The organism is Microbacterium pumilum (assembly GCF_039530225.1).
GTDB classification, from domain to species: Bacteria; Actinomycetota; Actinomycetes; order Actinomycetales; family Microbacteriaceae; genus Microbacterium; species Microbacterium pumilum.
Map to the genome: position 1 here is coordinate 2,840,163 of NZ_BAAAOH010000001.1, position 23,862 is coordinate 2,864,024.

The 23,862-nt window shown below is 68.2% G+C and carries 20 protein-coding genes, 3 tRNA genes and 1 other RNA gene; 10 read left to right on the top strand and 14 right to left on the bottom strand.

The window, feature by feature from the left end:
- Positions 1–36: 36 nt before the first annotated feature.
- From ABD188_RS12680 to ABD188_RS12690, 3 genes are all read right to left on the bottom strand, one after another.
- Positions 37–3,039, bottom strand: a complete 3,003-nt coding sequence (locus tag ABD188_RS12680; protein WP_344062749.1) for a bifunctional [glutamine synthetase] adenylyltransferase/[glutamine synthetase]-adenylyl-L-tyrosine phosphorylase — start codon at positions 3,037–3,039, stop codon at positions 37–39.
- A gap of 15 nt (positions 3,040–3,054) precedes the next feature.
- Positions 3,055–4,392, bottom strand: coding sequence for a type I glutamate--ammonia ligase (gene glnA, locus ABD188_RS12685; RefSeq protein WP_344062752.1), 1,338 nt, complete (start codon positions 4,390–4,392; stop codon positions 3,055–3,057).
- Positions 4,393–4,484: 92 nt separating this feature from the next.
- Entirely contained in the window at positions 4,485–4,670 is a 186-nt protein-coding gene (locus ABD188_RS12690; RefSeq protein ID WP_344062756.1) for an SPOR domain-containing protein, read from the bottom strand.
- 136 nt (positions 4,671–4,806) lie between these two features.
- Between ABD188_RS12690 and ppgK the strand changes: the two genes are divergently transcribed.
- Positions 4,807–5,562: a polyphosphate--glucose phosphotransferase gene (gene ppgK, locus ABD188_RS12695; protein ID WP_344062758.1), complete on the top strand. Its 756-nt coding sequence runs from the start codon at positions 4,807–4,809 to the stop codon at positions 5,560–5,562.
- Positions 5,563–5,569: 7 nt separating this feature from the next.
- On the opposite strand, the gene rnpB is transcribed toward ppgK, so the two are convergent.
- From rnpB to ABD188_RS12720, 5 genes are all read right to left on the bottom strand, one after another.
- An RNA gene (rnpB, locus tag ABD188_RS12700) (RNase P RNA component class A) lies at positions 5,570–5,939 on the bottom strand.
- A 45-nt stretch (positions 5,940–5,984) separates the two neighbouring features.
- Complete coding sequence (locus tag ABD188_RS12705) at positions 5,985–7,730, bottom strand: bifunctional 3'-5' exonuclease/DNA polymerase (protein WP_344067089.1); 1,746 nt, start codon at positions 7,728–7,730, stop codon at positions 5,985–5,987.
- Positions 7,708–8,151: a reverse transcriptase-like protein gene (locus tag ABD188_RS12710; RefSeq protein WP_344062761.1), complete on the bottom strand. Its 444-nt coding sequence runs from the start codon at positions 8,149–8,151 to the stop codon at positions 7,708–7,710. The genes ABD188_RS12705 and ABD188_RS12710 overlap by 23 nt, the downstream gene beginning before the upstream one ends.
- Entirely contained in the window at positions 8,148–8,879 is a 732-nt protein-coding gene (locus ABD188_RS12715; RefSeq protein WP_344062764.1) for a zinc ribbon domain-containing protein, read from the bottom strand. The genes ABD188_RS12710 and ABD188_RS12715 overlap by 4 nt, the downstream gene beginning before the upstream one ends.
- A 66-nt stretch (positions 8,880–8,945) precedes the next feature.
- Positions 8,946–9,018: transfer RNA gene (locus tag ABD188_RS12720), tRNA-Val, on the bottom strand.
- A gap of 168 nt (positions 9,019–9,186) precedes the next feature.
- Here ABD188_RS12720 and aceE point away from each other — a divergent pair.
- The 6 genes from aceE to ABD188_RS12750 all read left to right on the top strand — a co-directional run bounded on the left by aceE (position 9,187) and on the right by ABD188_RS12750 (position 16,798).
- The gene (aceE, locus tag ABD188_RS12725; protein ID WP_344062767.1) at positions 9,187–11,916 is read left to right on the top strand and encodes a pyruvate dehydrogenase (acetyl-transferring), homodimeric type; all 2,730 of its coding nucleotides are present in this window, start codon (positions 9,187–9,189) and stop codon (positions 11,914–11,916) included.
- An 8-nt stretch (positions 11,917–11,924) separates the two neighbouring features.
- Positions 11,925–13,145 (top strand): PucR family transcriptional regulator, encoded by a 1,221-nt coding sequence (locus tag ABD188_RS12730; RefSeq protein WP_344062770.1) that lies wholly within the window; start codon positions 11,925–11,927, stop codon positions 13,143–13,145.
- A gap of 84 nt (positions 13,146–13,229) precedes the next feature.
- Complete coding sequence (locus ABD188_RS12735; RefSeq protein ID WP_344062773.1) at positions 13,230–14,141, top strand: ACP S-malonyltransferase; 912 nt, start codon at positions 13,230–13,232, stop codon at positions 14,139–14,141.
- A complete protein-coding gene (locus ABD188_RS12740) occupies positions 14,138–15,139 on the top strand; it encodes a beta-ketoacyl-ACP synthase III (RefSeq protein ID WP_344062776.1) in 1,002 nt (333 codons plus the stop codon). The genes ABD188_RS12735 and ABD188_RS12740 overlap by 4 nt, the downstream gene beginning before the upstream one ends.
- A gap of 72 nt (positions 15,140–15,211) precedes the next feature.
- The gene (locus tag ABD188_RS12745; RefSeq protein WP_045276804.1) at positions 15,212–15,460 is read left to right on the top strand and encodes an acyl carrier protein; all 249 of its coding nucleotides are present in this window, start codon (positions 15,212–15,214) and stop codon (positions 15,458–15,460) included.
- Positions 15,461–15,559: 99 nt separating this feature from the next.
- On the top strand, positions 15,560–16,798 hold the full coding sequence (locus ABD188_RS12750; protein ID WP_344062791.1) for a beta-ketoacyl-[acyl-carrier-protein] synthase family protein: 1,239 nt from the start codon (positions 15,560–15,562) through the stop codon (positions 16,796–16,798).
- A 198-nt stretch (positions 16,799–16,996) separates the two neighbouring features.
- Here ABD188_RS12750 and ABD188_RS12755 read toward each other — a convergent pair whose 3' ends face one another.
- Together ABD188_RS12755 and ABD188_RS12760 are read right to left on the bottom strand one after the other, a co-directional pair.
- The gene (locus tag ABD188_RS12755; protein ID WP_344062794.1) at positions 16,997–17,500 is read right to left on the bottom strand and encodes a DUF3145 domain-containing protein; all 504 of its coding nucleotides are present in this window, start codon (positions 17,498–17,500) and stop codon (positions 16,997–16,999) included.
- Positions 17,501–17,684: 184 nt separating this feature from the next.
- The gene (locus ABD188_RS12760; protein WP_344062797.1) at positions 17,685–18,458 is read right to left on the bottom strand and encodes a hypothetical protein; all 774 of its coding nucleotides are present in this window, start codon (positions 18,456–18,458) and stop codon (positions 17,685–17,687) included.
- A 226-nt stretch (positions 18,459–18,684) separates the two neighbouring features.
- On the opposite strand from ABD188_RS12760, the gene ABD188_RS12765 reads away from it, so the two are divergent.
- A complete protein-coding gene (locus ABD188_RS12765) occupies positions 18,685–20,691 on the top strand; it encodes a DUF262 domain-containing protein (protein WP_344062800.1) in 2,007 nt (668 codons plus the stop codon).
- A gap of 56 nt (positions 20,692–20,747) precedes the next feature.
- Here ABD188_RS12765 and ABD188_RS12770 read toward each other — a convergent pair.
- Positions 20,748–20,821: transfer RNA gene (locus ABD188_RS12770), tRNA-Ile, on the bottom strand.
- A gap of 56 nt (positions 20,822–20,877) precedes the next feature.
- Here ABD188_RS12770 and ABD188_RS12775 point away from each other — a divergent pair.
- Entirely contained in the window at positions 20,878–21,168 is a 291-nt protein-coding gene (locus ABD188_RS12775; RefSeq protein ID WP_344062803.1) for a hypothetical protein, read from the top strand.
- Between the two features lie 12 nt (positions 21,169–21,180).
- On the opposite strand, the gene ABD188_RS12780 is transcribed toward ABD188_RS12775, so the two are convergent.
- Positions 21,181–22,302 (bottom strand): DMT family transporter, encoded by a 1,122-nt coding sequence (locus tag ABD188_RS12780; RefSeq protein ID WP_344062806.1) that lies wholly within the window; start codon positions 22,300–22,302, stop codon positions 21,181–21,183.
- Between the two features lie 3 nt (positions 22,303–22,305).
- Between ABD188_RS12780 and def the strand changes: the two genes are divergently transcribed.
- Positions 22,306–22,872 carry a peptide deformylase gene (def, locus tag ABD188_RS12785; protein ID WP_344062809.1) on the top strand — a complete coding sequence of 189 codons (567 nt, stop codon included), beginning with the start codon at positions 22,306–22,308 and terminating at the stop codon, positions 22,870–22,872.
- 49 nt (positions 22,873–22,921) lie between these two features.
- Here def and ABD188_RS12790 read toward each other — a convergent pair.
- Positions 22,922–22,994, bottom strand: a tRNA-Asn gene (locus tag ABD188_RS12790).
- A 62-nt stretch (positions 22,995–23,056) separates the two neighbouring features.
- The gene (locus ABD188_RS12795; protein WP_344062812.1) at positions 23,057–23,845 is read right to left on the bottom strand and encodes an ATP-binding cassette domain-containing protein; all 789 of its coding nucleotides are present in this window, start codon (positions 23,843–23,845) and stop codon (positions 23,057–23,059) included.
- Positions 23,846–23,862: the final 17 nt, after the last annotated feature.

Genomic DNA, 23,862 nt, shown 5'->3' on the forward strand with positions numbered 1-23,862 from the left:
CCACGCGGTGATGCGGGGCTCACGTCCGTGCGCCGCTCAGCCGTAGAAGAGCTTCTCGAAGACCCGCCGCGAGCGACGGGTCGTGCCGAGGTAGTCCTCCTCGACCTGGGTCGCCGATCGAGGGGCGTACTCCAGCAGACGCCCGATTCCGTCGAGCCGTTTGCGGTCGCTCGGGAGCAGGTCGCTCGTCTGACCCGAAAGCAGCGTGTTCGCGGAGCGCAGACGGCTGGCCAGCCGCCACGCCTCGGCCAGCCGGTCGGCATCGTTCGCAGAGACGAGCCCCGCGTCCGTCGCGGCCCGGAGCGCGCCCATCGTCGAGGTCGTGCGCATCCCCGGCACGTTGCGGGCGTGCTCCAGCTGGAGCAGCTGCACGAGCCATTCGACGTCGCTGAGCGACCCGGGACCGAGCTTCAGGTGGCGAGCGGGATCAGCGCCCTGCGGCAGACGTTCGTTCTCGACGCGCGCCTTGATCCGCTTGATCTCGCGGATGCCCTGTCGATCGACGGATGCCGGATACCGGACGTCATCCGCAAGCTCGGTGAAGGCGCGGATCAGCTTCACACTGCCGGCCACACCCCGACCCCGAAGCAGCGCCTGCGCCTCCCACGAGAGCGACCAGCGCCGGTAGTACTCGGCGTAGGCGTCGAGAGACCGGGCGATCGGTCCGTTGCGTCCCTCGGGGCGGAGGTCGGCGTCCAGATCGAGTGGCACACGGTGGTCCTCGGAGTATTTGCGCAGTCCCGCGACGAGCTGCGTCGAGAGCTCGTGGGCACGCTGCGGATCGAGGCCGTTCGGTCGGTAGACGTACATCACGTCGGCGTCCGACCCGAACCCGAGCTCTCCGCCGCCGAAGCGGCCCATGGCGATGACCGAGAAGTCCAGTGCCGCGTCCTCCGGTGGCACGACGAGTCGGCGGACGGCTCTGAGCGTCGCCTGGATCGTGACCTCGGTGATCGTGGTCAGGGAGTCGGCGACCTCCTCGATCGTCACGGTGCCGATGATCGCCGCCATCGCGGTGCGCAGCAGCTCGCGGCGTCGCAGCGCGCGCACCGAGCGCATCGCATCCTCGATGGTGGTGTGGCGGGTCTGGATCGCGCGTGCCTCCTCCTGCAGCGCGACTCCCGACCGCGGCCGCAGCGAGGGCGGGTCGTCGAGCCATGCCGCCGATTCCGGAATCCACTCCATGAGCTCGCCGATGTACCGCGACCCGGAGAGCACCCGCGTGAGACTCTCGGCTGCACCGGACGAGTCGCGCAGCATCCGGAGGAACCAGGGCGTATCGCCCAGGCGCTCGCTCAGACGGCGGAAGGTCAGCAGCCCGTAGTCGGGATCGACCCCGTCCGCGAACCACCGGATCATCACCGGCATGAGGTGTCGCTGGATGGTGGCCTTCCGGCTCAGTCCTGTCGTCAGGGCCGCGATGTGCCGGAGAGCCCCCGCAGGGTCGGTGAACCCGATCGCGGCGAGGCGGTCATGCGCCTGCGCGGCCGAGAGCGACCGCTCTTCGGCCGGGAGCGCCGCGACCGCCGACAGCAGCGGGCGGTAGAAGAGGCGTACGTGGATGTCGCGCACCTCTCGCTTGACCGCTTCCCACTCGCTCCACACCCGCTCGCCGGTGTCGGCGAGTCGACTCGACCGAGCGAGCACCCGCAGCTCCTCCGGGCGCGACGGCATCAGGTGCGTACGCCGCAGATTCCGCAGCTGCACGCGGTGCTCCAGCAGTCGGAGCACGCGGTAGTCGTGCGAGAACGCCGCGGCTTCGGCCCTCCCGATGTACCCCTCGGCGGCGAGGGCGTTCAGAGCATCCAGCGTCCCGCGCTGGCGGATCCGGTCATCCGAAAGCCCGTGCACGAGCTGCAGCAGCTGCACCGTGAACTCGACATCCCGGATGCCGCCGGGCCCGAGCTTGAGCTGGTACAGCATCTCGTCCCGTGGGATGTGCTCGGTGACGCGCTCCCGCATCCGCTGCACGCTGTCGACGAAGTTCTCCCGCGCCGCGCTCGTCCAGATCTTGGGCTGCACGGCAAGCACGTAGGCGTCGCCCAGGGCGGCGTCGCCTGCGATCGGGCGCGCCTTCAGCAGCGCTTGGAACTCCCAGCTCTTCGCCCAGCGGCCGTAGTACGACATGTGCGAATCGAGGGTCCGCACGAGGGCGCCCTGCTTGCCCTCGGGTCGCAGGTTGGCGTCGACCTCCCACAGCGGCGGTTCGATCTCGATGCTCGTGATCCCCCGCATTGTCTGCACGGCCAGTCGCGTTGCGATGTCGACGACGCGCGATTCGCTCATCGTCTCGGAAGCCGACTCGTCCGCTCCGGCGACGAAGATCACATCCACGTCGCTGACGTAGTTGAGCTCCCGAGCGCCGGTCTTTCCCATCCCGATGATCGCGAGCTGCGTGGCGGCGACCTGGTCGCGGGGGAACAGTCCCGCCCCCGCGGCACCGCTCGACACCCGGGTACGAGCGATGCAGAGGGATGCCTCGAGGGCCGCGCCTGCGGCATCCGCCAGCCGTGCCGCCACCGCGTCGACCACGTCGACCGGCGATGCGCTCAGCAGGTCGTAAGCGGCGATCCGTCCGAGTAGGCGGCGGTAGCGGACGCGCAGCTGCACCCACGCGGCCTCTCCCCCGTCCACGGCGAAGCCGTCCTCGGCGCGAACGGCATCGAGGAGGGATGCCCGCAGCTCGTCGCCCGTGGGCAGCGTGTCGCCGGCGCCGGCGAGGTGGGCGAGCTCGTCAGGATGACGCAGGTAGAAGTCGGCGAACCCCGTGGAGGCGCCGAGCAGCGCCCACATGGCCTGCCAACCCCGTCGATCGGCCTGCAGGGCACGGACGGCTGATGCATCCCTCCGGGTGATGCGCGTCAGCCCAGCGAGCGCCTCATCAGGGTCCGCCGCAATCGCGGTGCCGGCGAGCACGGCGTCGCGCGAGATCCCCGCCTCGGACTCGAGCTCGCTAAGCAGCCCCTCGGCGCGAGCGAGCTCGCTGAACCCGAGCCGGGCGAGGACGGTGAGAGAGCTGGATCGTTCGCTCGCGGACATCAGTCGGAGGCGGGCTCAGAGCATCTCGAGGTTGCTCTTCAACTCGAATTGCGTCACCTGCGAGCGGTAGTCCTGCCACTCCTGGCGCTTGTTGAGAAGGACGTAGTTGAAGACCTGCTCGCCCAGCGTCTCGGCGACCAACTCCGATTCCTGCATGTATTCGAGGGCGTGATCGAGGCTGGCTGGCACCGGCGCGTAACCCAGCGCACGACGCTCCGAATCGCTGAGCGACCAGACGTTGTCCTCCGCCTCGGGGGGCAGCTCGTACTCCTCTTCGATGCCCTTGAGTCCTGCGGCGAGCATGAGGGCGAACGAGAGATAGGGATTCGCAGCGGAGTCCAACGCCCGATACTCCACGCGGGACGACTGGCCCTTGCTCGGCTTGTACAGCGGAACGCGAACCAGAGCAGACCGGTTGTTGTGTCCCCAGCAGACGAAGCTCGGAGCTTCATCTCCGCCCCACAGTCGCTTGTACGAGTTCACGAACTGGTTCGTGACAGCCGAGATCTCGTGCGCGTGCGCGAGCAGACCTGCGATGAAGTGACGGCCGACCTTCGACAGCTGGTACTGCGCGCCCTCTTCGTAGAACGCGTTGAGGTCGCCCTCGAACAGCGACATGTGGGTGTGCATGCCGCTGCCCGGCTTGCCGCTGAGCGGCTTGGGCATGAACGTGGCATAAACGCCCTGCTCGATCGCGACCTCTTTGATCACGGTGCGGAACGTCATGATGTTGTCGGCCGTCGCCAGCGCGTCGGCGTAGCGGAGGTCGATCTCGTTCTGGCCGGGGCCGCCCTCGTGATGACTGAACTCGACCGAGATCCCGAGGTCTTCGAGCATCCGCACCGAGCGACGCCGGAAGTCGTGGGCGGTGCCGCCGGGAACGTTGTCGAAGTAGCCCGCGGAGTCGACCGGCTCCGGTCCGTCAGCGCCGAACGAAGACGACTTGAGGAGGTAGAACTCGATCTCGGGGTGCGTGTAGAAGGTGAAGCCGGCATCGGCTGCCTTCGCGAGCGACCGCTTGAGGACGTGCCTCGGGTCTGCCACAGCGGGCTGGCCGTCCGGAGTGGTGATGTCGCAGAACATGCGCGCGGTGGGGTCGATCTCGCCCCGCCAGGGCAGTGTCTGGAACGTCGTCGGGTCGGGGTGCGCGAGCAGATCCGACTCATAGGAGCGCGTGAGGCCCTCGATCGCCGAGCCGTCGAATCCGAGCCCCTCGCTGAAGGCCCCCTCGACTTCCGCGGGTGCGATCGCGACCGACTTGAGAGTGCCGATCACATCGGTGAACCACAGCCGGACGAACTTCACGCCCCGTTCCTCGATCGTTCGCAGAACGAAGTCACGCTGCTTGTCCATCGGATCCCCTCTGACGATCGTGACGGGCGTGTCGGGCCCGCTCCTAGGCTAGTGCGAGAGGGGCCGGGGAGCGGACGGCGCGCAGTGAACGCTCAGTCGTCGCCCCGGGCATCCTCTTCGGCCCAGGCCCGGGAGCGCTCACGGATGATCTCGGGAGCCCGAGCGGCCTCCTCGGAGGTGTCGAAGGGTCCGGCGCGGTCCGGCGACGGCGAGGCGTAGCCCTTCTCGACCTCTCCCGTCTTGAGGTTGTACCAGTACTTCTCGCTGTCGTCGCTCACGGTGTGCTCCTCTGGTCGCTGCCTGTCGACAGCGTCCCTGAGCCCGCCGAGGGTCCCTGAGCCTGTCGAAGGGTGCAGGCTCGATCCTAGTGATCCGCACTCCGATCCGCCCGCGTCGCCTCGATAGGGTGGACCCATGGCATCTCAGTCGCTGGCCGTCGGTGTGGACATCGGGGGCACCGGGATCAAGGCGGGAATCGTCGACTTGCAGAAGGGTGAGCTGCGAAGCGACCGGATCAAGGTCGCAACGCCCACCGGGGCGGAGCCGCCGGACGTCCTCGTCGCCGTCAAGGAGGTCCTGTCGATCCTGAAGGTCGACAGCGACCTGGCGCTCGGCGTGGCCTTTCCCGCCATCGTGAAGAACGGCCGCACCCTTTCCGCGGCGAACGTCTCGCCGAAATGGGTCGGCTTCGAAGCCGAGCAGTTCTTCGAGGACGGCCTGGGTCGCGACATCCACTTCGCCAACGACGCGGATGTCGCGGGCGTTGCCGAGATGAGGTACGGCGCAGCCAAGGACCAGCCGGGGCTCACGATCCTCACGACGCTGGGCACCGGCATCGGCTCAGCGCTGCTGTACAACGGCGTCCTCGTGCCCAACTCCGAGCTCGGTCACGTGCAGCGCGCCAAGCACGGGAAGGATGCCGAGGCGTATGCCGCCTATTCGGCGATGGAGCGCGACCACCTGAGCTGGAAGGACTGGGCCGAGCGGCTGCAGTGGTACTACAGCTACATCGAGTTCCTGTTCAGCCCCGACCTGTTCGTCGTCGGCGGCGGTGTGTCCAAGCACGCGGATCAATTCGTCCCGCTGCTGGACCTGAAGACGCCGATCGTTCCGGCTGTTCATCGGAACAATGCGGGGATAATCGGGGCCGCCGCGCTCGCGCTCGACTGACGAGAGGCGAATGGGCCGGCCTGTACGCCGGGTTCTGTCCGGGGGCGTGAGCCCCGTGGACGGTCATCTCTCTCGACGACACGTTGCCGTGCCGTTCCAGCGGCCTACCCGGGGACTCGGCGAGCCGCGTCAACATCCCCTGTCTGGCCTTGCTCCGGGCGAGGTTTGCCGTGCGAGTCGCGTCACCGCGACCCCGGTGGTCTCTTACACCACCCTTTCACCCTTACCCCGGCCGAAGCCGAGGCGGTCTGCTCTCTGTGGCACTGTCTCGCGGATCACTCCGGGTGGGTGTTACCCACCGCCCTGCCCTGTGGAGCCCGGACGTTCCTCGGCGCTGCGCGGCGAACCGCGAGCGACGCGACCGTCCAGCCGACCCATTCGCGGTGCGAGTCTAGTCGCGTCCCCTCGGAGCCACTCGGTGGTCAGCCCTTGAGCGCTGTCTCGGCGATGGTCACGTCCAACGGGAAGTCGATGGGGAAGTCGCCGAACAGCAGCCGCGCGGCCGAGGCCGCGGCATCCTGAACCGCCTGAGCTGCGGCATCCGCGTGGACGGCCGGTGTGTGCACGATGACCTCGTCGTGCAGGAAGAACGCGAGATGCGGATGCCGCGCGAAGACCGGCCCGGACCGTTCCGCGGCATCCGTCTCGGCCACCGGCGGGAGCGCGGCGAGCCGGGTGCGCAGGTCGGCCATCCAGGCGAGCGCCCACTCTGCTGCCGTTCCCTGCACGATGAAGTTGCGTGTGAATCGGCCCCGATCTCGCGCCCAGCGTCGCGCGCGGGTCTCGTCGACCCCGGATGCCTCGGCCTCGGTCGCCCGTGACTGCGCCTGTGCCCAGCCGTCCGACGGCCCGGGAGACGTCCGGCCCAGCCATGTCGACACCAGACCTCCGTCCTCGCCGGTCCGCGCCGCGTCGTCGACGAGCCCCATCGCCCGCGGATACGTGCGGCGCAGGCGGGGCACGAGCCGCCCCGACTCCCCCGTCGTGGCGCCGTACATCGCCCCGAGGATCGCGATCTTCGCCTCCTGACGTGTGGCGACGGCACCGCTGTCGACGACGCCCGCGTAGAGGTCGCGTCCGCGAGAGGCATCCGCGAGGGCCGTGTCGCCCGCCATCGCCGCCAGCACCCGCGGCTCGAGCTGTGCCACATCGGCGATGACGAGAAGCCAACCAGGTTCGGCCCGCACCGCCTCTCGAAGCTGACGCGGGATCTGGAGCGCCCCGCCGCCCGACGACGCCCAGCGCCCGGTCACGACCCCGCCCGGAACGTACACGGGCCGGAAGCGGCCATCGTGCACCCACTCGGCGAGCCACGTCCAGCCGTTGGCAGACTGGAGGCGCGAGAGCTTCTTGTATTCGATCAGGGGCTCTATGACCGGATGCCGCTGCTGGGCGAGCTCCCACCGGCTCGTGGACTCGACGAGGACGCCTGCGCGGTGGAGTGCGCGCAGCAGTTTCGGCTGCGAGTCCAGACTCGCGCCCGGGTCGCCGAGCGCGGCGCGGACACGATCCGCGGCCGCTGCCAGCTTCGCCGGTGATCCCCCACCCAGCGGCCGCGCACCGAGGACCTCGGTGAGGATGCGGTCGTGGGCGGCGCTATCCCAGGGCAGACCCGCCGCACGCAGCTCCTCGGCGATCAGGGCGCCCGCCGATTCCGCGGCGGTGAGCAGGCGCAGCCGACCCGGATCGCTCGACGTCGCGATGGCCCGTCGCTGGCGCGCGAACTCGGCTTGGGCCTCTGCCAGTCCCGACGGCGGACCGCTCGGCGCGAGGGTGGCGCCACCTTCCCAGTCGAACAGTGCGGGAGTCTTCACCTCGGCCGCCGTCGACGCGACGGCATCCCACGCCGCGGCGGCGCGAAGGTCACCGCCATCGGTGACGAGGGCGGACGAGCGGAGGATGGCGTGGCACAGCCGCAGATCATGGCACTTCGTGACACGGACACCGGCCGCCAGCAGATCGGCGTACCACGCGGGGGCATCGCTCCAGACCCAGCGCGGCGCCGTCCCTGCTTCGATGTCGCGCACCCACTCCGCGAATTCCGACGCCGACACGTCATGCCTCGACTGCTCGGCGCCCTCGGTGTCGAGCAGCGCCGCGGAGACCCCGTCATCCGTCCGGCCGAGGACGATCCAGACCGTGCGTTCAGTCCTGTCCGGCGTCGACATCACGTCGGAAGCCCTCGCCCAGGTCCATCGCCTCGTTCGCGGCGGCATCCGCTCGTGAATTCTCGAGCCGGGGCACCCACTCGAACGTCACATCGCGTCCGTCGATCAGCGACTGGGCGCGCTGCGCCAGCACTCGCATGTCGGGATGCTTGATCTTCCAGCGGCCGGACATCTGCTCGACGACGAGCTTCGAGTCCATCCGGACGAGGACGGATGCGGCGGCATCCCGCTCGAACGCGACCTCGAGCCCCGCGATCAGCCCGCAGTACTCGGCGACGTTGTTGCTCGCGACACCCAGCGAGACCCCGACTTCGCTCAGCACGACACCCGTCTGTGCGTCGATGACGACCGCTCCCCCGGCGGCGACGCCGGGATTGCCGCGGGATCCGCCATCGGCTTCGACGACGAAGCGGTGGGTCACAGGCCCGAGTCCTCCCCGCGCACCAGGATGCAGCCGCACTCCGGGCAGGTGACGATGTCGTCATCGGCGGCCTGGCGGAGGACCTGCAGATCGGTGCCCGCCAGCACCATGTTGCAGCCCTCGCACGTGCGAGCCCGCAGGTATGCCGCGCCGGCGCTCCGCGCCGCGATGCGCTCGTACAGCGCGAGCAGGTCGGCGGGCACCGTGCCCGAGACCGCGGCACGATCGCGCGTCGCGGCATCGAACGCCGCGGACGCCTCGGCGACCGTGCGCTTCGCCGCGGCGCTCAGCTCGGAGCCCTCGGCATTGGTCTGCGCGATGAGGACCTCCTGCTCGGCAGCAGCGGCCTCGGCCAGTTCGAGCCGTTCCATGACCTCGAGCTCGGCATCCTCGAGATCGCTCTTGCGGCGCGCGAGCGATGCGAGCTCGCTCTCGAGGCCTTGAGCCTCTTTGGGGTTGCTGCTCGCGGCGAGGCGTTCGGCGTCGCGGGCGGCCCGCGCGTCGACCACGGCCACGTCCGATTCGATGCGCGACAGCTCGATGCGGAGGTCGTCGCGCGATCCCAGCCGGGTCGCGAGCTCCTGTCCGAGCTCCTGGCGCCGCGCCAGCAGCTCGTGCACGCGCCCCGCCTGGGGCGGATTCCGACGGGCGTGGTCCGCCTGACGGATGCGGGCATCGAGCTCGGCGACCTCGATGAGGCGGCGCTGGTCTGCGGGGCTGGCTTTCACGCGTCCAACCTACCCCGGGCATCGACAGGGCAACCCGCGCTTGCCGGCGATGCAGGCGGAAGACGGTGGGCCCAGAGAGACTCGAACTCCCGACCACCTCGGTGTAAACGAGGTGCTCTACCAACTGAGCTATAGGCCCGCGACGGCAAGTCTACGAGGTGGCGCGGCGGCGGCGTCACGCTCGTCCGTCCACCGGCCCTCCGACTCGCTAGGCTGACAGATGGTGCGTTTGTGCAAGACAAACAATGTCTGCACCGCTGATGTTGCGATTCCCTGGCACGACCTGCCAGACGACGAAAGGTCTTACGTGACTGTCAACGACCAGGATCCGTACTCGCAGAGCCCGCTCGACAGCGATCCCGACGAGACGGCGGAGTGGCGAGAGTCGCTTCAGCAGCTCGTCCAGGCCAAGGGCCACGGGCGTGGTCGCGAGATCATGCTGAGTCTGCTGCAGACGTCGCACGAGCTCCAGCTCAATGTGCCGCAGGTGCCGACGACGGACTACATCAACACGATCGCGCCCGAGAACGAGCCGGAGTTCCCCGGTGACGAGGCGCTGGAGCAGCGCTACCGGCGCTGGCTTCGCTGGAACGCCGCCGTCACGGTCCACCGGGCGCAGCGCCCGGGGATCGGTGTGGGCGGTCACATCTCCACCTACGCTTCGTCGGCGTCGCTCTACGAAGTCGGCTTCAACCACTTCTTCCGCGGCCTCGACGACCCGAACGGCGGCGACCAGATCTTCATCCAAGGTCACGCGTCGCCGGGCATCTACGCTCGCTCGTTCCTCGAAGGACGCCTGACCGAAGAGCAGCTGGACGGCTTCCGGCAGGAGAAGTCCAAGGCTCCCAACGGCATCCCGTCCTACCCGCACCCGCGGCTCATGCCCGAGTACTGGCAGTTCCCGACCGTGTCGATGGGCCTCGGTCCGATCAACGCCATCTACCAGGCGATGACGAACAAATACCTCACCAACCGCGGCATCAAGGACCTCGACGACTCGCACGTGTGGGCGTTCCTCGGCGATGGCGAGATGGACGAGGTCGAGAGCCGCGGTCAGCTGCAGGTCGCCGCGAATGAGGGTCTCGACAACCTCACGTTCGTCGTCAACTGCAACCTCCAGCGTCTCGACGGGCCCGTCCGCGGCAACGGCAAGATCATCCAGGAGCTCGAGGCGTTCTTCCGTGGCGCCGGCTGGAACGTCATCAAGGTGGTCTGGGGCGGCGGCTGGGACGAGCTTCTCGCCAAAGACACCGACGGCGCGCTCGTGCATCTCATGAACACGACCCCGGACGGCGACTTCCAGACGTATCGCGCCGAGAGCGGCGGATTCATCCGCGAGCACTTCTTCGGGCGCGACGAGCGCACGGCGGCGCTCGTGAAGGACTGGTCCGATGACGAGATCTGGGGCAAGCTCCGCCGCGGCGGCCTCGACTACCGCAAGGTGTACGCGGCCTACAAAGCGGCCGCCGAGCACAAGGGCCAGCCCACCGTCATCCTCGCCAAGACGATCAAGGGCTACGGTCTCGGCCACCACTTCGAGGGCCGCAACGCGACCCACCAGATGAAGAAGATGACCCTCGACGACCTCAAGCAGTTCCGCGACGGGATGCGCATTCCGATCACGGACGCGCAGCTCGAGGAGAACCCGTACCTGCCGCCGTACTTCAACCCGGGCGCCCAGGACGAGACGATCCAGTACATGCTCGAGCGCCGTCGGGCGCTCGGCGGCTTCCTTCCCGAGCGACGCACCCATCACGTCGGACTGCAGCTGCCGGGCGACGACGCGTACGCGCTGCCGAAGAAGGGCTCGGGCACACAGGAGATCGCCACGACGATGGCGTTCGTGCGACTGCTGAAGGACCTGCTGCGTGCCAAGGACTTCGGACACCGCATCGTGCCGATCATTCCGGACGAGGCCCGCACGTTCGGCATGGACGCGTACTTCCCCACGGCGAAGATCTACAACCCGCACGGCCAGAACTACACGTCGGTCGACCGCGAACTGCTGCTCGCCTACAAGGAGAGCCCGCAGGGTCAGATCATCCACGTCGGCATCAACGAGGCCGGCGCAGTAGCGGCCTTCACCGCGACCGGGACGTCGTATTCGACGCACGGCGAGCCCTTGATCCCCGTCTACGTCTTCTACTCGATGTTCGGCTTCCAGCGCACCGGCGACGCGCAGTGGGCTGCCGGCGATCAGATGGCGCGCGGCTTCATCATCGGCGCGACCGCCGGTCGCACGACGCTGACCGGTGAGGGTCTGCAGCACGCCGACGGTCACTCGCACCTGCTCGCTTCGACCAACCCGGCGACGGTGTCGTACGACCCCGCCTACGGCTATGAGATCGCGCACATCGTCCGCTCCGGAATCGAGCGGATGTACGGCGGCAACCATCCCGACCCGAACGTCATGTACTACCTCACGGTATACAACGAGCCGCTCGTCCAGCCGGCCGAGCCCGAGGGCGTCGATGTGGACGGCATCGTCCGTGGCATGCACCGCGTCTCGACGGCGGAGGGCGAGGGCCCCCGCGCCCAGATCCTCGCTTCGGGTGTCGGAGTACCGTGGGCGTTCGAGGCTCAGCAGCTCCTGCGTGACGACTGGGGCGTGCAGGCCGACGTGTGGTCGGTCACCTCCTGGACGGAGCTCCGCCGCGACGGACTCGCCGCCGATCAGCACAACTTCCTGCACCCGGAGGAGGAGCCGCGCACGGCTTACATCACGCAGAGGCTGCGGGATGTCGACGGGCCCGTGGTCGCGGTGAGCGACTTCATGCATGCGGTCCAGGACCAGATCCGCCAGTGGGTGCCCCGGCGGTTCGCGAGCCTCGGCGCGGACGGATTCGGCTTCTCGGACACGCGTCCTGCAGCCCGTCGCTTCTTCAAGATCGACGGCCCCTCGATCGTCGTACGGACGCTTCAGTCTCTTGCCGAGGACGGCGTGGTGGATCGCAGTCTCGCAGCGCAGGCCATCGAACGCTATCGCCTGCACGACGTGACCGCCGGCACGAGTGGCAACGCGGGCGGCGAGAGCTGACCGACCGCATGCCCGGCCCCGGCGCGCAGATGGACAAGACCGAGACGCTCGTTTGGCTGCGGCGCATCTCGGGAGATCTCGCGACGGCCACGAACCGGCGCCTCGAGGAGACACTCCCGTGGTATGCCGAGATGCCTCCCGCGCGCCGTTCGGCGGTGGGTCTCGTGGCTCAGGCCGGCATCACGTCGTTCATCCAGTGGTACGACGACCCCGGCTCGACGCCGTGGATCGCCGCCGACATCTTCGCCACGGCGCCCCGGGAACTGCTTCGGAGCGTGAGCCTCACCCAGACGCTCCAGCTCATCCGAGTGACGGTCGAAGTGACAGAAGACCGGATCAAGGACAAGGGCGAGCACCTTCGCGAGGCGATCCTGCTCTATTCGCGCGACGTGGCTTTCGCGGCGGCGGATGTCTACGCCCGCGCCGCCGAGGCACGCGGACTCTGGGATGCGCGACTGGAGGCGCTCGTCGTCGACTCGATCCTGACCGGCGAAGCCGACGAGGAGCTCCCCAGCCGGATCGCGGCGCTGGGCTGGCACGGTCACGGTGAAGTCTCCGTGCTCGTCGGCACCACTCCCCCGCTGTTCGACGTCGACCAGCTGCGCCGCACCGCGCGCAAGCTCGGTGTCGACGTGCTGATCGGGGTCCAGGGCTCCCGCCTGGTGCTCGTGCTGGGTCGCGCCGATCCGCCCAATCGCACCGAGGACATGCCGTCGGACCTCCCTTTCCCCGAGATCGCCAAGCGGCTCGAGCCGGGATTCGGAAACGGCCACCTCGTCCTCGGGCCCGCCGTCCCTGCGCTCGTGGATGCCAGTCAGAGCGCGCGTGCGGCGCTCGGCGGATTCGCCGTCGCGCGGGCGTGGCGCCATGCACCTCGACCGGTCGAGGCCGACGACCTCCTCCCCGAGCGCGCGCTGGCCGGCGACCCGCTCGCCAAGCAGACCCTCGTCGAGCGCATCTACCGCCCGCTGCAGGCGCACAGCGCCGATCTCGTGACGACCCTGTGGAGCTACCTCGACAACGGGCGTTCCCTCGAGGCGACCGCGCGGGAGCTGTTCGTCCACCCGAACACGGTGCGCTACCGGCTGAAGCGCGTCTCGGAGGTCATCGGCTGGGATGCCACTGGTCCACGTGAGGCGCTGATCCTGCAGACGGCGCTGATCCTCGGTTCGATGGGGCCGGATGCGACCCGTCGACGGCCGCCTGCGGCCCGGAGAACTCATCACTAGTCTGTGCGACCCGCACAAAGCATCTCGTCATTCTTGTGACCGGATCGCCAGAACCACCCGACCGATCCTTGAAAGGATGAACAAGTGATCATCGCGGTCTTCCCTGGCCAGGGCTCCCAGTCCCCTGGCTTCCTCACCCCGTGGCTCGCTCTCGACGGCGCCGCAGATCGAGTGGCCGCCTATTCCGAGTGGGCGGGCGTGGATCTCACCGCCGCCGGCACCGAATGGGATGCCGAGCAGATCCGCGATACGCAGGTCGCCCAGCCCCTCATCGTGGCTGCCAGCCTTCTGTCGTGGAACGCGCTGACCGACCGTGATCGAATCGCGGGCGTCGCCGGCCACTCGGTCGGCGAACTCGCCGCGGCTGCGGCCGCCGGCATCCTGAGCGAGGAGGACGCCCTGCGCCTCGTCGGCATCCGCGGTCGTGCCATGGCGGATGCCGCCGCGGTCGAGCAGACCGGAATGAGCGCCGTGATCGGCGGCGACGAGGCGGCAGTGGTCGCCCGCCTCGCCGAGCTCGACCTCACTCCCGCGAACTACAACGGCGGCGGGCAGGTCGTCGCCGCAGGCGCCCTCGACGCACTCCAGTCCCTGTCGGCCGAGCCGCCTGCGGGCACGCGGGTCATACCGCTGCAGGTCGCCGGCGCCTTCCACACCCGCTACATGGCGCCCGCCGTCGAGGCGCTGCGTGCTGCCGCGGCGGATGTCGCGGCATCCGACCCGTCCGTCGCCATCTGGAGCAACCGAGACGGTGCCCGCGTCGATTCGGGCGCGGCGTTCGTCGACCTCCTCGTGGACCAGGTCGCGTCCCCGGTGCGCTGGGACCTGTGCATGTCGTCCTTCGCGGACCAGGGCATCACCGGTCTGATCGAACTCGCGCCCGCCGGCACGCTCACTGGACTCGCCAAGCGAGCACTGCGAGGTGTTCCGGCCGTTGCGGTGAAGACACCGGACGAACTCCCCGCCGCCGCCGCACTGACCGGAGACTCCGCATGACCCATGCACTCATCCAGCCCACCGGCGTCGCCCACACGCGCATCTATGCGTACGGTGCGGCTCGCGGCGAGATCGCCGTCCCGAACGACGATCTCATCGGCCCGATCGATTCGAGCGACGAGTGGATCCGGCAGCGCACAGGCATCGTGACGCGTACCCGCGCCGTTGCCGAGACGACGGCCATCGACCTCGCCGCGGATGCGGCCACCGAGGCGATCGCCCGTTCCGGCGTGGACCCGACGCTGGTCGACGCCGTCATCGTCGCCACCATCAGCAATCCCAAGCAGACGCCGTCCGTCGCGGCGATCGTCGCAGACCGCGTGGGATCGAATCCAGCAGCCGCGTACGACCTCAATGCCGCATGCGCAGGGTTCTCGTACGGGGTCGCGCAGGCGGACGCTCTCATCCGGGGCGGCCTCGCCCATTACGCGGTCGTCGTCGGCACCGAGAAGCTCAGCGACATCGTCGACCCCACCGATCGCAGCATCTCGTTCCTCCTCGGCGACGGCGCCGGAGCTGTTGTCATCGGCCCCAGCGACACGCCCGGCATCGGACCGACGGTCTGGGGCTCGGACGGTTCGAAGGCAGACGCCGTCGGCATGAACCACACGCTCACCGACTTCCGAGACGGCACGGCGCCGTGGCCGACGCTTCGCCAGGAGGGTCCGACGGTCTTCCGCTGGGCGGTCTGGGAGATGGTCAAGGTCGCTCGGCAGGCGCTCGAGGCGGCCGGAGTCGAGGCATCCGACCTCGCGGCGTTCGTTCCCCACCAGGCCAACATGCGGATCATCGATGAGTTCGCCAAGCAGCTCAAGCTGCCGGAGTCCGTCGTCATCGGCCGCGACATCGAGACGACCGGCAACACGTCCGCCGCGTCCATCCCGCTGGCGACCCACCGCCTGCTCGAGGAGCACCCTGAGCTCAGCGGCGGTCTCGCGCTGCAGATCGGGTTCGGTGCCGGACTCGTCTTCGGCGCGCAGGTCGTCGTCCTTCCCTGACCGAGCAGAACCCGACCCTAGACTGAACAGCGGCCCCGCCAGGGCCGGAGAATCCCGAGAACAGGAGAAACCATGGCATTCACCACCGACGAGGTCCTTGCAGGACTTGCCGAGCTCATCACCGACGAGACGGGCATCTCAGCCGACGAGGTCGCGCTCGAGAAGTCGTTCACCGATGACCTCGACATCGACTCGATCTCGATGATGACGATCGTCGTCAACGCCGAGGAGAAGTTCGGCGTCACGATCCCCGACGACGAGGTCAAGAACCTCAAGACCGTCGGCGACGCCGTCACCTTCATCACGTCGAACCAGGCGTAGCCGGACCCACGGGGCCAGCGCCCCGAACCCTCCGGCTCGCTTATGCCCCCGGTGGGGGCCACGGCCCCCACCGGCACACCCACGAGGATCTTGATCTCCATGAGCAAACCCCGCATCGTCGTCACCGGGATCGGTGCCTCCACGCCGCTCGGCGGCACTGCGCCCGAGACATGGACTGCACTCCAGGCCGGAGTGTCCGGTGCGCACACCCTCGAATACGACTGGATCGAGAAGTACCAGATCCCGGTCACGTTCGCGGCTGAGGCGGCTGTCCGTCCCGACTCCGTGCTCGAGCGCCCGGTGGCCAACCGGCTCGACCCGTCCGCGCAGTTCGCGCTGGTCGCGGCGCAAGAGGCATGGGCGGATGCCGGTCGCCCCGACGTCGACCCCGAAAGATTCGGAATCGACTTCGCCACCGGCATCGGCGGGCTGCAGACCACGCTCGCCGGCTGGGACACGCTCAAGGAGAAAGGACCTCGTCGGGTCATGCCCATGAGCGTTCCGATGCTCATGCCGAACGCGCCGGCTGCTGCGGTGTCGATGCACCTCGGTGCTCGTGCCTATGCACGCACCGTCGCGTCGGCCTGCGCCTCGAGCACCGAGGCGGTCGTCAACGCGTTCGAGAACCTCCGCGACGGCAAGGCGGACGTCATCATCGCCGGTGGCTCGGAAGCGGTCATCCACGCGCTGACGCTTGCGGCGTTCTCATCGATGCAGGCCCTGTCGAGGCGCAACGACTCGCCTGAGACGGCGTCGCGCCCCTACAGCGTCGATCGTGACGGCTTCGTCATGGGCGAGGGTGCCGCGTGCCTGGTGCTCGAGACCGAGGAGCACGCGAAGGCGCGAGGCGCCAAGATCTACGGCGAGATCGTCGGAGGCGGCGTGACCGCCGACTCGTACCACATCACTGCCCCCGAGCCCGAGGGTCTCGGAGCGTCGCGCGCGATGCGCATGGCCCTCGAGCAGGCAGATGCCTCGCCCGACGACGTGACCCATATCAATGCCCACGCGACGTCCACTCCCACGGGCGACATCGCGGAGTACAAGGCGCTCCTCAGTGTTTTCGGCGACCGCGTCCACGAGATCCCGATCTCCGCGACGAAGGCCTCCACAGGGCACCTGCTCGGCGGCACCGGCGCGATCGAGGCCATCTTCACGATGCTCGCGCTCCGCGATCGGCTGGCTCCACCCACGATAAACCTGAGCACGCAGGATCCGGAGATCCCGCTGCTGGTCTCGGGCGAGGCCATGCCACTGGGCGATGGCCCGCAGCTGGCGATCAGCAACTCGTTCGGCTTCGGCGGCCACAACGCCGTCATCGCGTTCCGCTCGGTCTGACGCTCGGTCGCTGAGCATGTCGAAGCGTCACACGAAGACGCCCCCGGGGAAGCCTGCCGGGGGCGTCTGTCGTGTCAGGCGGTGATTCGCGTTCCCGCGGCCCGGGACATCCGTCTTCCGAGCATCGGTATTTGCGCCTCAGCCGCCTGAGTCTTGTGGAGTTGTCGTGCGACGCTCGCGTACCGGCGAGGGGTCGCGTCATCCGACCTTGTGAAGCCACACCACCGGAGCGTCGTCACTGGCATGACGGAAGGGTTCGAGCTCCTCGTCCCACGCCGCCCCGAGCGCGACGTGCAGCTCACGGTGAAGCTCGAAAGCATCGCCGGCCGCAACTTCCATGGCGTACCGGAGGCGGTCCTCGCCGATCACGACGTTGCCTGCGGAATCGGTCTGCGCGTAGTGGATGCCCAGGCCCGGAGTATGCAGCCACCTGCCGCCATCACTGCGTGGCGTGGGGTCTTCGGTCACCTCGAACCGCAGATGCTCCCAGCCGCGGATCGCAGTGGCCAGCGCAGCACCGGTGCCCGCGGCACCTTCCCAGTAGTACTCCGCGCGCCGACTGCCGCCGAGGACGGGCTGGTCGGCCCAGTCGAAGCTGACTCCGCGCCCGAGGGCGCGACCAACGGCCCACTCGAGGTGGGGGCATAATGCTCGTGGCGCAGAGTGAATATAGATCACTCCACGCGCCTGTGGTGTCGCCATGATCTCTCCGTTCGTCAGGTGCGTCTTCCCCAACGACCTGAAACGGGATTCGTGGCTGTTCAGTTGTGCTGTGGCCCATTATCGCGCACGCGGCGGTGAAATGACAAGCATGTGATTCGACCCGAATCCAGCGCGACGGATGCCCCGACTGCGTGAGCCGGGGCATCCGTGGCGGATCCGCGCGTCAGGCCTCGCTCATGGCCTGGACCTCGACCTGGCCCTTCGCCGCGTAGTACGCGGCGCGAGCGGCGTCCTTCCTGGCCTGCTCGAGGTAGCCGGCGTCGAGGATGTCCTGGTCGACCGGGAAGTTCTCGACCTTGTTCACGCCGTGGTATTTCTCGATGTAGGCGTCGAGCTCGGGGCCCGAGGTCCAGGACGTGATGAGGTTGTACCGCGGTTCGGTGCCCACGTGGGTCGCGGCGTGCCAGAGGCGCTGGGTGTCGATGATGAGCTGAGCCCCGGCGGGAAGCGCGATGCGCGTCTCGCCCTCGGGGTCGGTGCGATTGTCGCGCAGGACGAAGAAGCTGTCCTTGTCGTCGGTGAGGTTGAAGAAGCCGCGGACGACCCAGCCGGTGCCGTCAGGGTTCAGGCGATTGTTGTCGTCCTGGTGCAGGTTGTAGAGGGTGTCTCCGTACGGAGTGGGCTGCAGCTCGATGACACGGCAGCGACCGACGTTGGCACCGGGCTCCTGGGCGCGGCGCGTGAGATTCGGAGCCTTCGCGACCTGTGAGTCGATCCAGACGCCGTCCTTGTCGGTGCGCGGCGGCTTGTGGTTCCAGAACCCGTTGCACTCGATCTCGCCGAAGGCGCTCGCCAGCGGTGCGAAGCGGGTGTCGCCGGACGACTTCCAGTCGTTGTACTCGATGTCGAGCCACTCCTTCGGATCGAGCTCCTGGTTGTAGCTGTCGAGGACGACGTAGCCGGTCTCTTCGAGAGCGGCGGACTTGATGTAACCCATGAGGTGGATCAGCCTTTCGTAGGGGGCCAGCACGTTTTAACAGGCCCGACTAAGGCAAGCCTACCCGCGGGGTCCTCGACGCCCCTGGGTGCGCCACGCGCCGCACCGCGCTTCGGATCCGGATGCGGCATCCGCCTCGGTTAGACTCCCCTTCGGTCGAGTGCCGTGTCGTGGATCAGGATGCGCGCTCCGCGCAGACACCGGTTAGGGAACACGAAGCGAGATCATGGTCACTGCGACGAATGTCGATGCGAACGCCGTCAACACGATCGCATGGCTGTCAGCGGGCGAGACCAGCATCGTGGTGCCGGTCTACCAGCGCCAGTATCGGTGGGACATCGGCGGCTGCGAACAGCTGCTCTCCGACATCCGGGATGTCGCCGCGGCGGGCGAACGCGAGACGCACTTCATCGGCTCGATCCTGTCGACCAGGAGCAACGGCGATGCCTCGGAGCTCGTCCTCATCGACGGGCAGCAGCGGATCACGACGCTGATGCTGCTCATCGCGGCCCTTCACCACACGGTGCGGACGGATGACCCATCGCTCGCCGCCGAGCTCGAGCGAGTGCTCGTCAGGGCCGACGATCCGACCCGCACCAAGCTGCGCCCCCATCGCGCGTGGGCGGAGGTGTTCGAGGGCGTCGTCCTCGACCGGAGGCTGCCCGGAGACGAGCCGCGAGACTCCCGCTTCGACGACAACTACGCGTTCTTCCGCAGCCAGATCCTCGCCGAAGAAGCACCTCGCATCTGGCGGGGACTGCAGAAGCTCGAGCACGTCGCGATCTCGCTCGGCGCCGACGCGAACGCGCAGCAGACGTTCGAGAGTCTGAACTCCACCGGCGAGCCGCTTCGCGACCATGAACTGATCCACAACTACGTGCTGATGGGACTCTCGCACTCCGAGCAGAGCGAGATCGAGGAGTCGTTCTGGATTCCGGTCGAGCAGAACACCGGTGAGTCGATCGGCAGCTTCTGGCGGCACTACATGGTCATGTCGACCGGCCGTGAGGTCGCCGTAGCCGGCCCGCGAGGCGTGTACGACGCGTTCCGGCACGAGTTTCCGCGTCTCGACCTCGGTACGCTGCGCCGCCACGCGGCGGAGTGGCGGGAGTACTCGGACATCTATCGCGTCCTGCTGGATCCGTCGCAGGAGCGGGATGCCGAGATCCGCCGCCAGCTCGGCTACGTCAACACGTTCGGTCGAAGCACCTACCCGCTCGTCATGCGGGCATACCGGGATCATGCGCAAGGGATCATCGATCGCGAGTCGTTCGCGCGCATCCTCGAGCACATCCAGGCGCTCTTCCTGCGCCGCACGGTCGTCGGCGTCACGACGAACCACCTGGTCGCCCGGCTGTGTCGTGCTCGCGCGGAGGGCACCGCGAGTCTCGTGCATGCGATCGCCCGGATCACACCATCTGACGAACGGGTGCGCGTTGCACTCAAGTACGGTGATCTGCCGCACGCCCCATACGTGCTCGGGCGCCTCGCGGGCGTCGATCGACTCAACGATCTGGAGGTCGAGCACATCTTCCCGCTGTCGCCCGGCAACGCCTGGAGCGGCGACGGGGTTCGTGAGTGGGCTGACTACAGCGAAGACGAGCAGAACAGTCATCGCGCCCTCGCGCAGACCCTCGGGAACCTGACACTGCTCGAGGAGCCGCTCGCCGAGCGAGCGCTGGATGCACCTTTCCCTCGGAAGCGCGACTCGATCTACGCACGCAGCGAGGTCGCGGCCACGAGAGAACTCACGGGTGTCGCTGCGTGGGGCACGGCGGCGATCGGCGAGCGCACCTCCCGGCTCACCTCCGACTTCGTGCAGATCTGGGAGCGCCCGGCGACCGTCGGAATCGATGACGACGATCTCACGCCGATCCTCGACGCGCAGCGACGCCGAGGCTGGCCGCCGGGCTGGCAGCGCGAGTTCGAGTACGTGGAGTATCGCGGCGAGCACTGGGAGGTGCACGACGTCAAGTACCTCTTCAACCGCGTGTTCAAGCGACTCTGGGCCGACTCGCGCGACGACGTGGTCGCCTTCAGCGCTCGACGCGGCGGGCCGATCTTCGCCGCCCGGGCCTGGAACGGACAGTGGGATGTCCTCGGTGAGGCGCAGTTCCTGTACATGGGATGGGATTCCAAGTACATGCTGACGGCGGTGCAGGGAGTGCTAGAGGAGGCGGGCCTCGCACCGGAGGTGTTCGTCAAGTACTCGTACATCGGCGCCGCGATGTGAGCATGCTGTCGCGCCACGAAGAGACGAGCCGCCCTTTCGGACGGCTCGTCTCTTCGTGGGGCGGGTGGGACTTGAACCCACGATCGTCGGGTTATGAGCCCGCTGCCTTGACCAGCTTGGCCACCGCCCCGCGGCAGAAAGCCTATCGCCTGGCGGGTATTCAGCCGGTCATGCGATGATCGTGCGGTGGATGTGATCGCCTGGCTCGTCATCATTGCCGTGCTCACGGTCGCCCTCATCGCGGTCGGCCTGGCTCCTCGTCTCAAGCGCGACAATCTCCGGCGTCAGCTCGAGGGCGGCGGCGGCTCGTTCGCGGCTGTCGGCATCGGCTTCGATGCGGTCTGGCGGCCGTCCGCCGAAGATGCTCGCGCGACCTGGGAAGCCCAGGTGGAACTGCCCGCGCCCGCACCGACGCCCGGCGACAAGGGCCGCCTCGAAGAGGGACGCATCGTGATCGAGGTCGACCCGCGCGACTGACTCCGTGCGACGTCAGCGGTCCTGACCGTCGCCCTTGTCCTTGACCGGCGGGTCGGGCCAGACCTTCGAGACGGCTTCGGTGACGCGGATGGATCCCGTGCTCGGGTGGGCGACATCCGGGCCCCCTGAACTTCCGCGCTGGATCGCATGCTCTTGACTGTTGCTGAGGATCTGAGGGTGGTAGCGGGCCAGCTGGAACACCCCCCAGACGGCGACAGCGCCGACGGCGGCGAATGCGAAGTAGACCCAAATGGGGGCGCCGGCTGTCTCATTGAGGACGATGAGGCCGATCAGGATGGCGACGATCGGGTCGATGACGGTGAGTCCGGCGATGACGAGATCGGGCGGTCCGGAGGAGTACGCCGTCTGCACGAAGTAGGCGCCGACAGCCGCGACGATCAGGAGCGCGGCGAGACAGATGAAGGTGAGCCCCTCGAAGTCGCCGAACTGGATGCGTGTGATCACGACCTTTGCGAGGGTCGCCACGAAACCGTAGATGACGCCCGCGGCCGTGATGTAGAACAGCGCCCCCATGCGCTTGCGCCGCCAGATCCAGAGGCCGGCGAACACCAGAGTGACGACCAGGAGCAGCAGCAGGATCACGATGAGCTGGCGGTCGGAGACAGGAGAGTCGATCGCGTAGAGCGCCGCGATCGTCACGAACACGAAGATGCCGCCGACACATGCCGCGATGGCGATGAGCGACCTCCGCGTCGGGCGGTGGCCGCTGATCTGCGCGTTGAGGAGGGTCGTGATGACGAGCGCGATCGCTCCGAGTGGCTGCACCACGATCAGTGGAGCGTACGAGAGCGCGGCGAGCTGGCACACGATCGCGAGCCCCAGCATGACGGTGCCGACCACCCACGAGGGCCGGGTGAGCAGGCGCTTCAGCTGTGCGCCGTTGAGGCCGCCCGCGGCGCCAGAGCCGCTCAGCTTCTCGACCTTGGTCACGCCGCGGTGCTGATACTGCGCGCCGAACGACATGAACACGGCGCCCAGAAGAGCGAGCGGGATGCCGATGAGCAGACCGGGGTTCTGAAACACGCCGACCAGAGTGTCGCCTACGCCCTCGAGCCCGTCCGCCGTCAACACCACGTTTCGACCATAGCCGCCGATGTCGATCGCTAGGCTCATTGCGTGGCCGTTCTGCCGATTCGCATCATGGGTGACCCCGTCCTTCACGCTCCTGCCGCACCGGTCGGAGACATCACCGACGACATCCGTTCTCTCGTCGCCGATATGTTCGAGACGATGGATGCCGCGCCCGGCGTGGGCCTCGCGGCTCCGCAGGTCGGTGTGTCGCTGCGGATCTACACCTACAACTACGCCGACGACGACGGTGTGCCGTGGCGCGGCGTGCTCATCGATCCGGAGCTGTGGATGCGGCCGCTCGAGCCGGGCGCCCCGGACCCCGACGAAGAGTCGGAGGGGTGCCTCTCGTTCCCCGGTGAGCGGTTCCCGCTCCGCCGATCCGAGTCGGTGCTGGTGACCGGTACGGACCTCGACGGGGAGCCGGTCCGCATCGAGGTGGACGGCTGGCGAGCACGCATCATGCAGCACGAGTTCGACCACCTGGACGGCGTGCTCTACGTCGATCGACTCGACGACTCGGACTGGAAGACGGCGCAGAAGATCGCTCGCAAGCGGGGTTGGGGCCGTCCCGGTCAGGCGTGGACTCCTGGCGTCGACGCCATCGAACCCTGACCGCCGCGCAAACGAAGAACGGCCCAGGAGTGGAGTCCTGAGCCGTTCGCTCCCCGGCTTGGACTCGAACCAAGAACCTATCGGTTAACAGCCGATTGCTCTGCCAATTGAGCTACCGAGGATCATGCCCGCTCGCGTGGGCAACCCGACTATGTTATCAAAGCCGGGGGTGTGCTCGTGCACGTCACGAGGTGATCAGCCGCCTGTCGGCCTCCCCGCTGGGCGTCCACAGCAGGTCGCTGGTGCCGTGTCCGTAAGCGATCGCGTGCCCGCCGCGCAGCAGCAGCACATCCGCATCGAGTTCGCGCACCACCTCGACCTCGTTGGTCACGATGAGCGCCGACATCCCGTACTCACGCCGACGGCGGATGATGGCGTCGCGCGCCGCCTTGCGGACTTCGACATCCATGTTCGAGAACGGCTCGTCGGCGATGAAGATTCGTGGCTGCAGCACGAGCGAGCGCGCGAACGCGACGCGCTGCCGCATGCCGGCGCTGAGTTCGTAGGGGTATTTCGCCGCGGCGCCGAGCGGCAGCATCAGCTCATCGAGAAGCGTGGCCACCCGCACGGCGAGTGCTCGCTGGTTGACGTGGCGATCGCGACTGGTGATCGGCTCGCCGATCACCTCCGAGACCGTCTGGCGCGCAGGCAGGGACGCACCCGCGGACTGCGCCAGATGCCCGGTCACGTAGGCCAGATACCGGTGGTCGCGCCCCGGTCGTCGCGCGCGGACGCCCTCCACGAGCGCGTCGCCGCCGACCACGGCGAGTCCCATCTCGTCCGTGCCCGCGAGGACTGTGGCGAGGCTGGATTTGCCGGAGCCGGTGGGACCCATGACCGCAAGAGTCCCGGCGTGCGGCAGCACGAACGACACACCGTCGATGACTCGCTGAGCCGGGCCACCGCGGGTCGCGCGGGCGATCGACAGATCCACGCAGCGGATCGCCACGTCGGCCTCTCTTCGTCGAGCCATATGCTCATCCTGGCGTG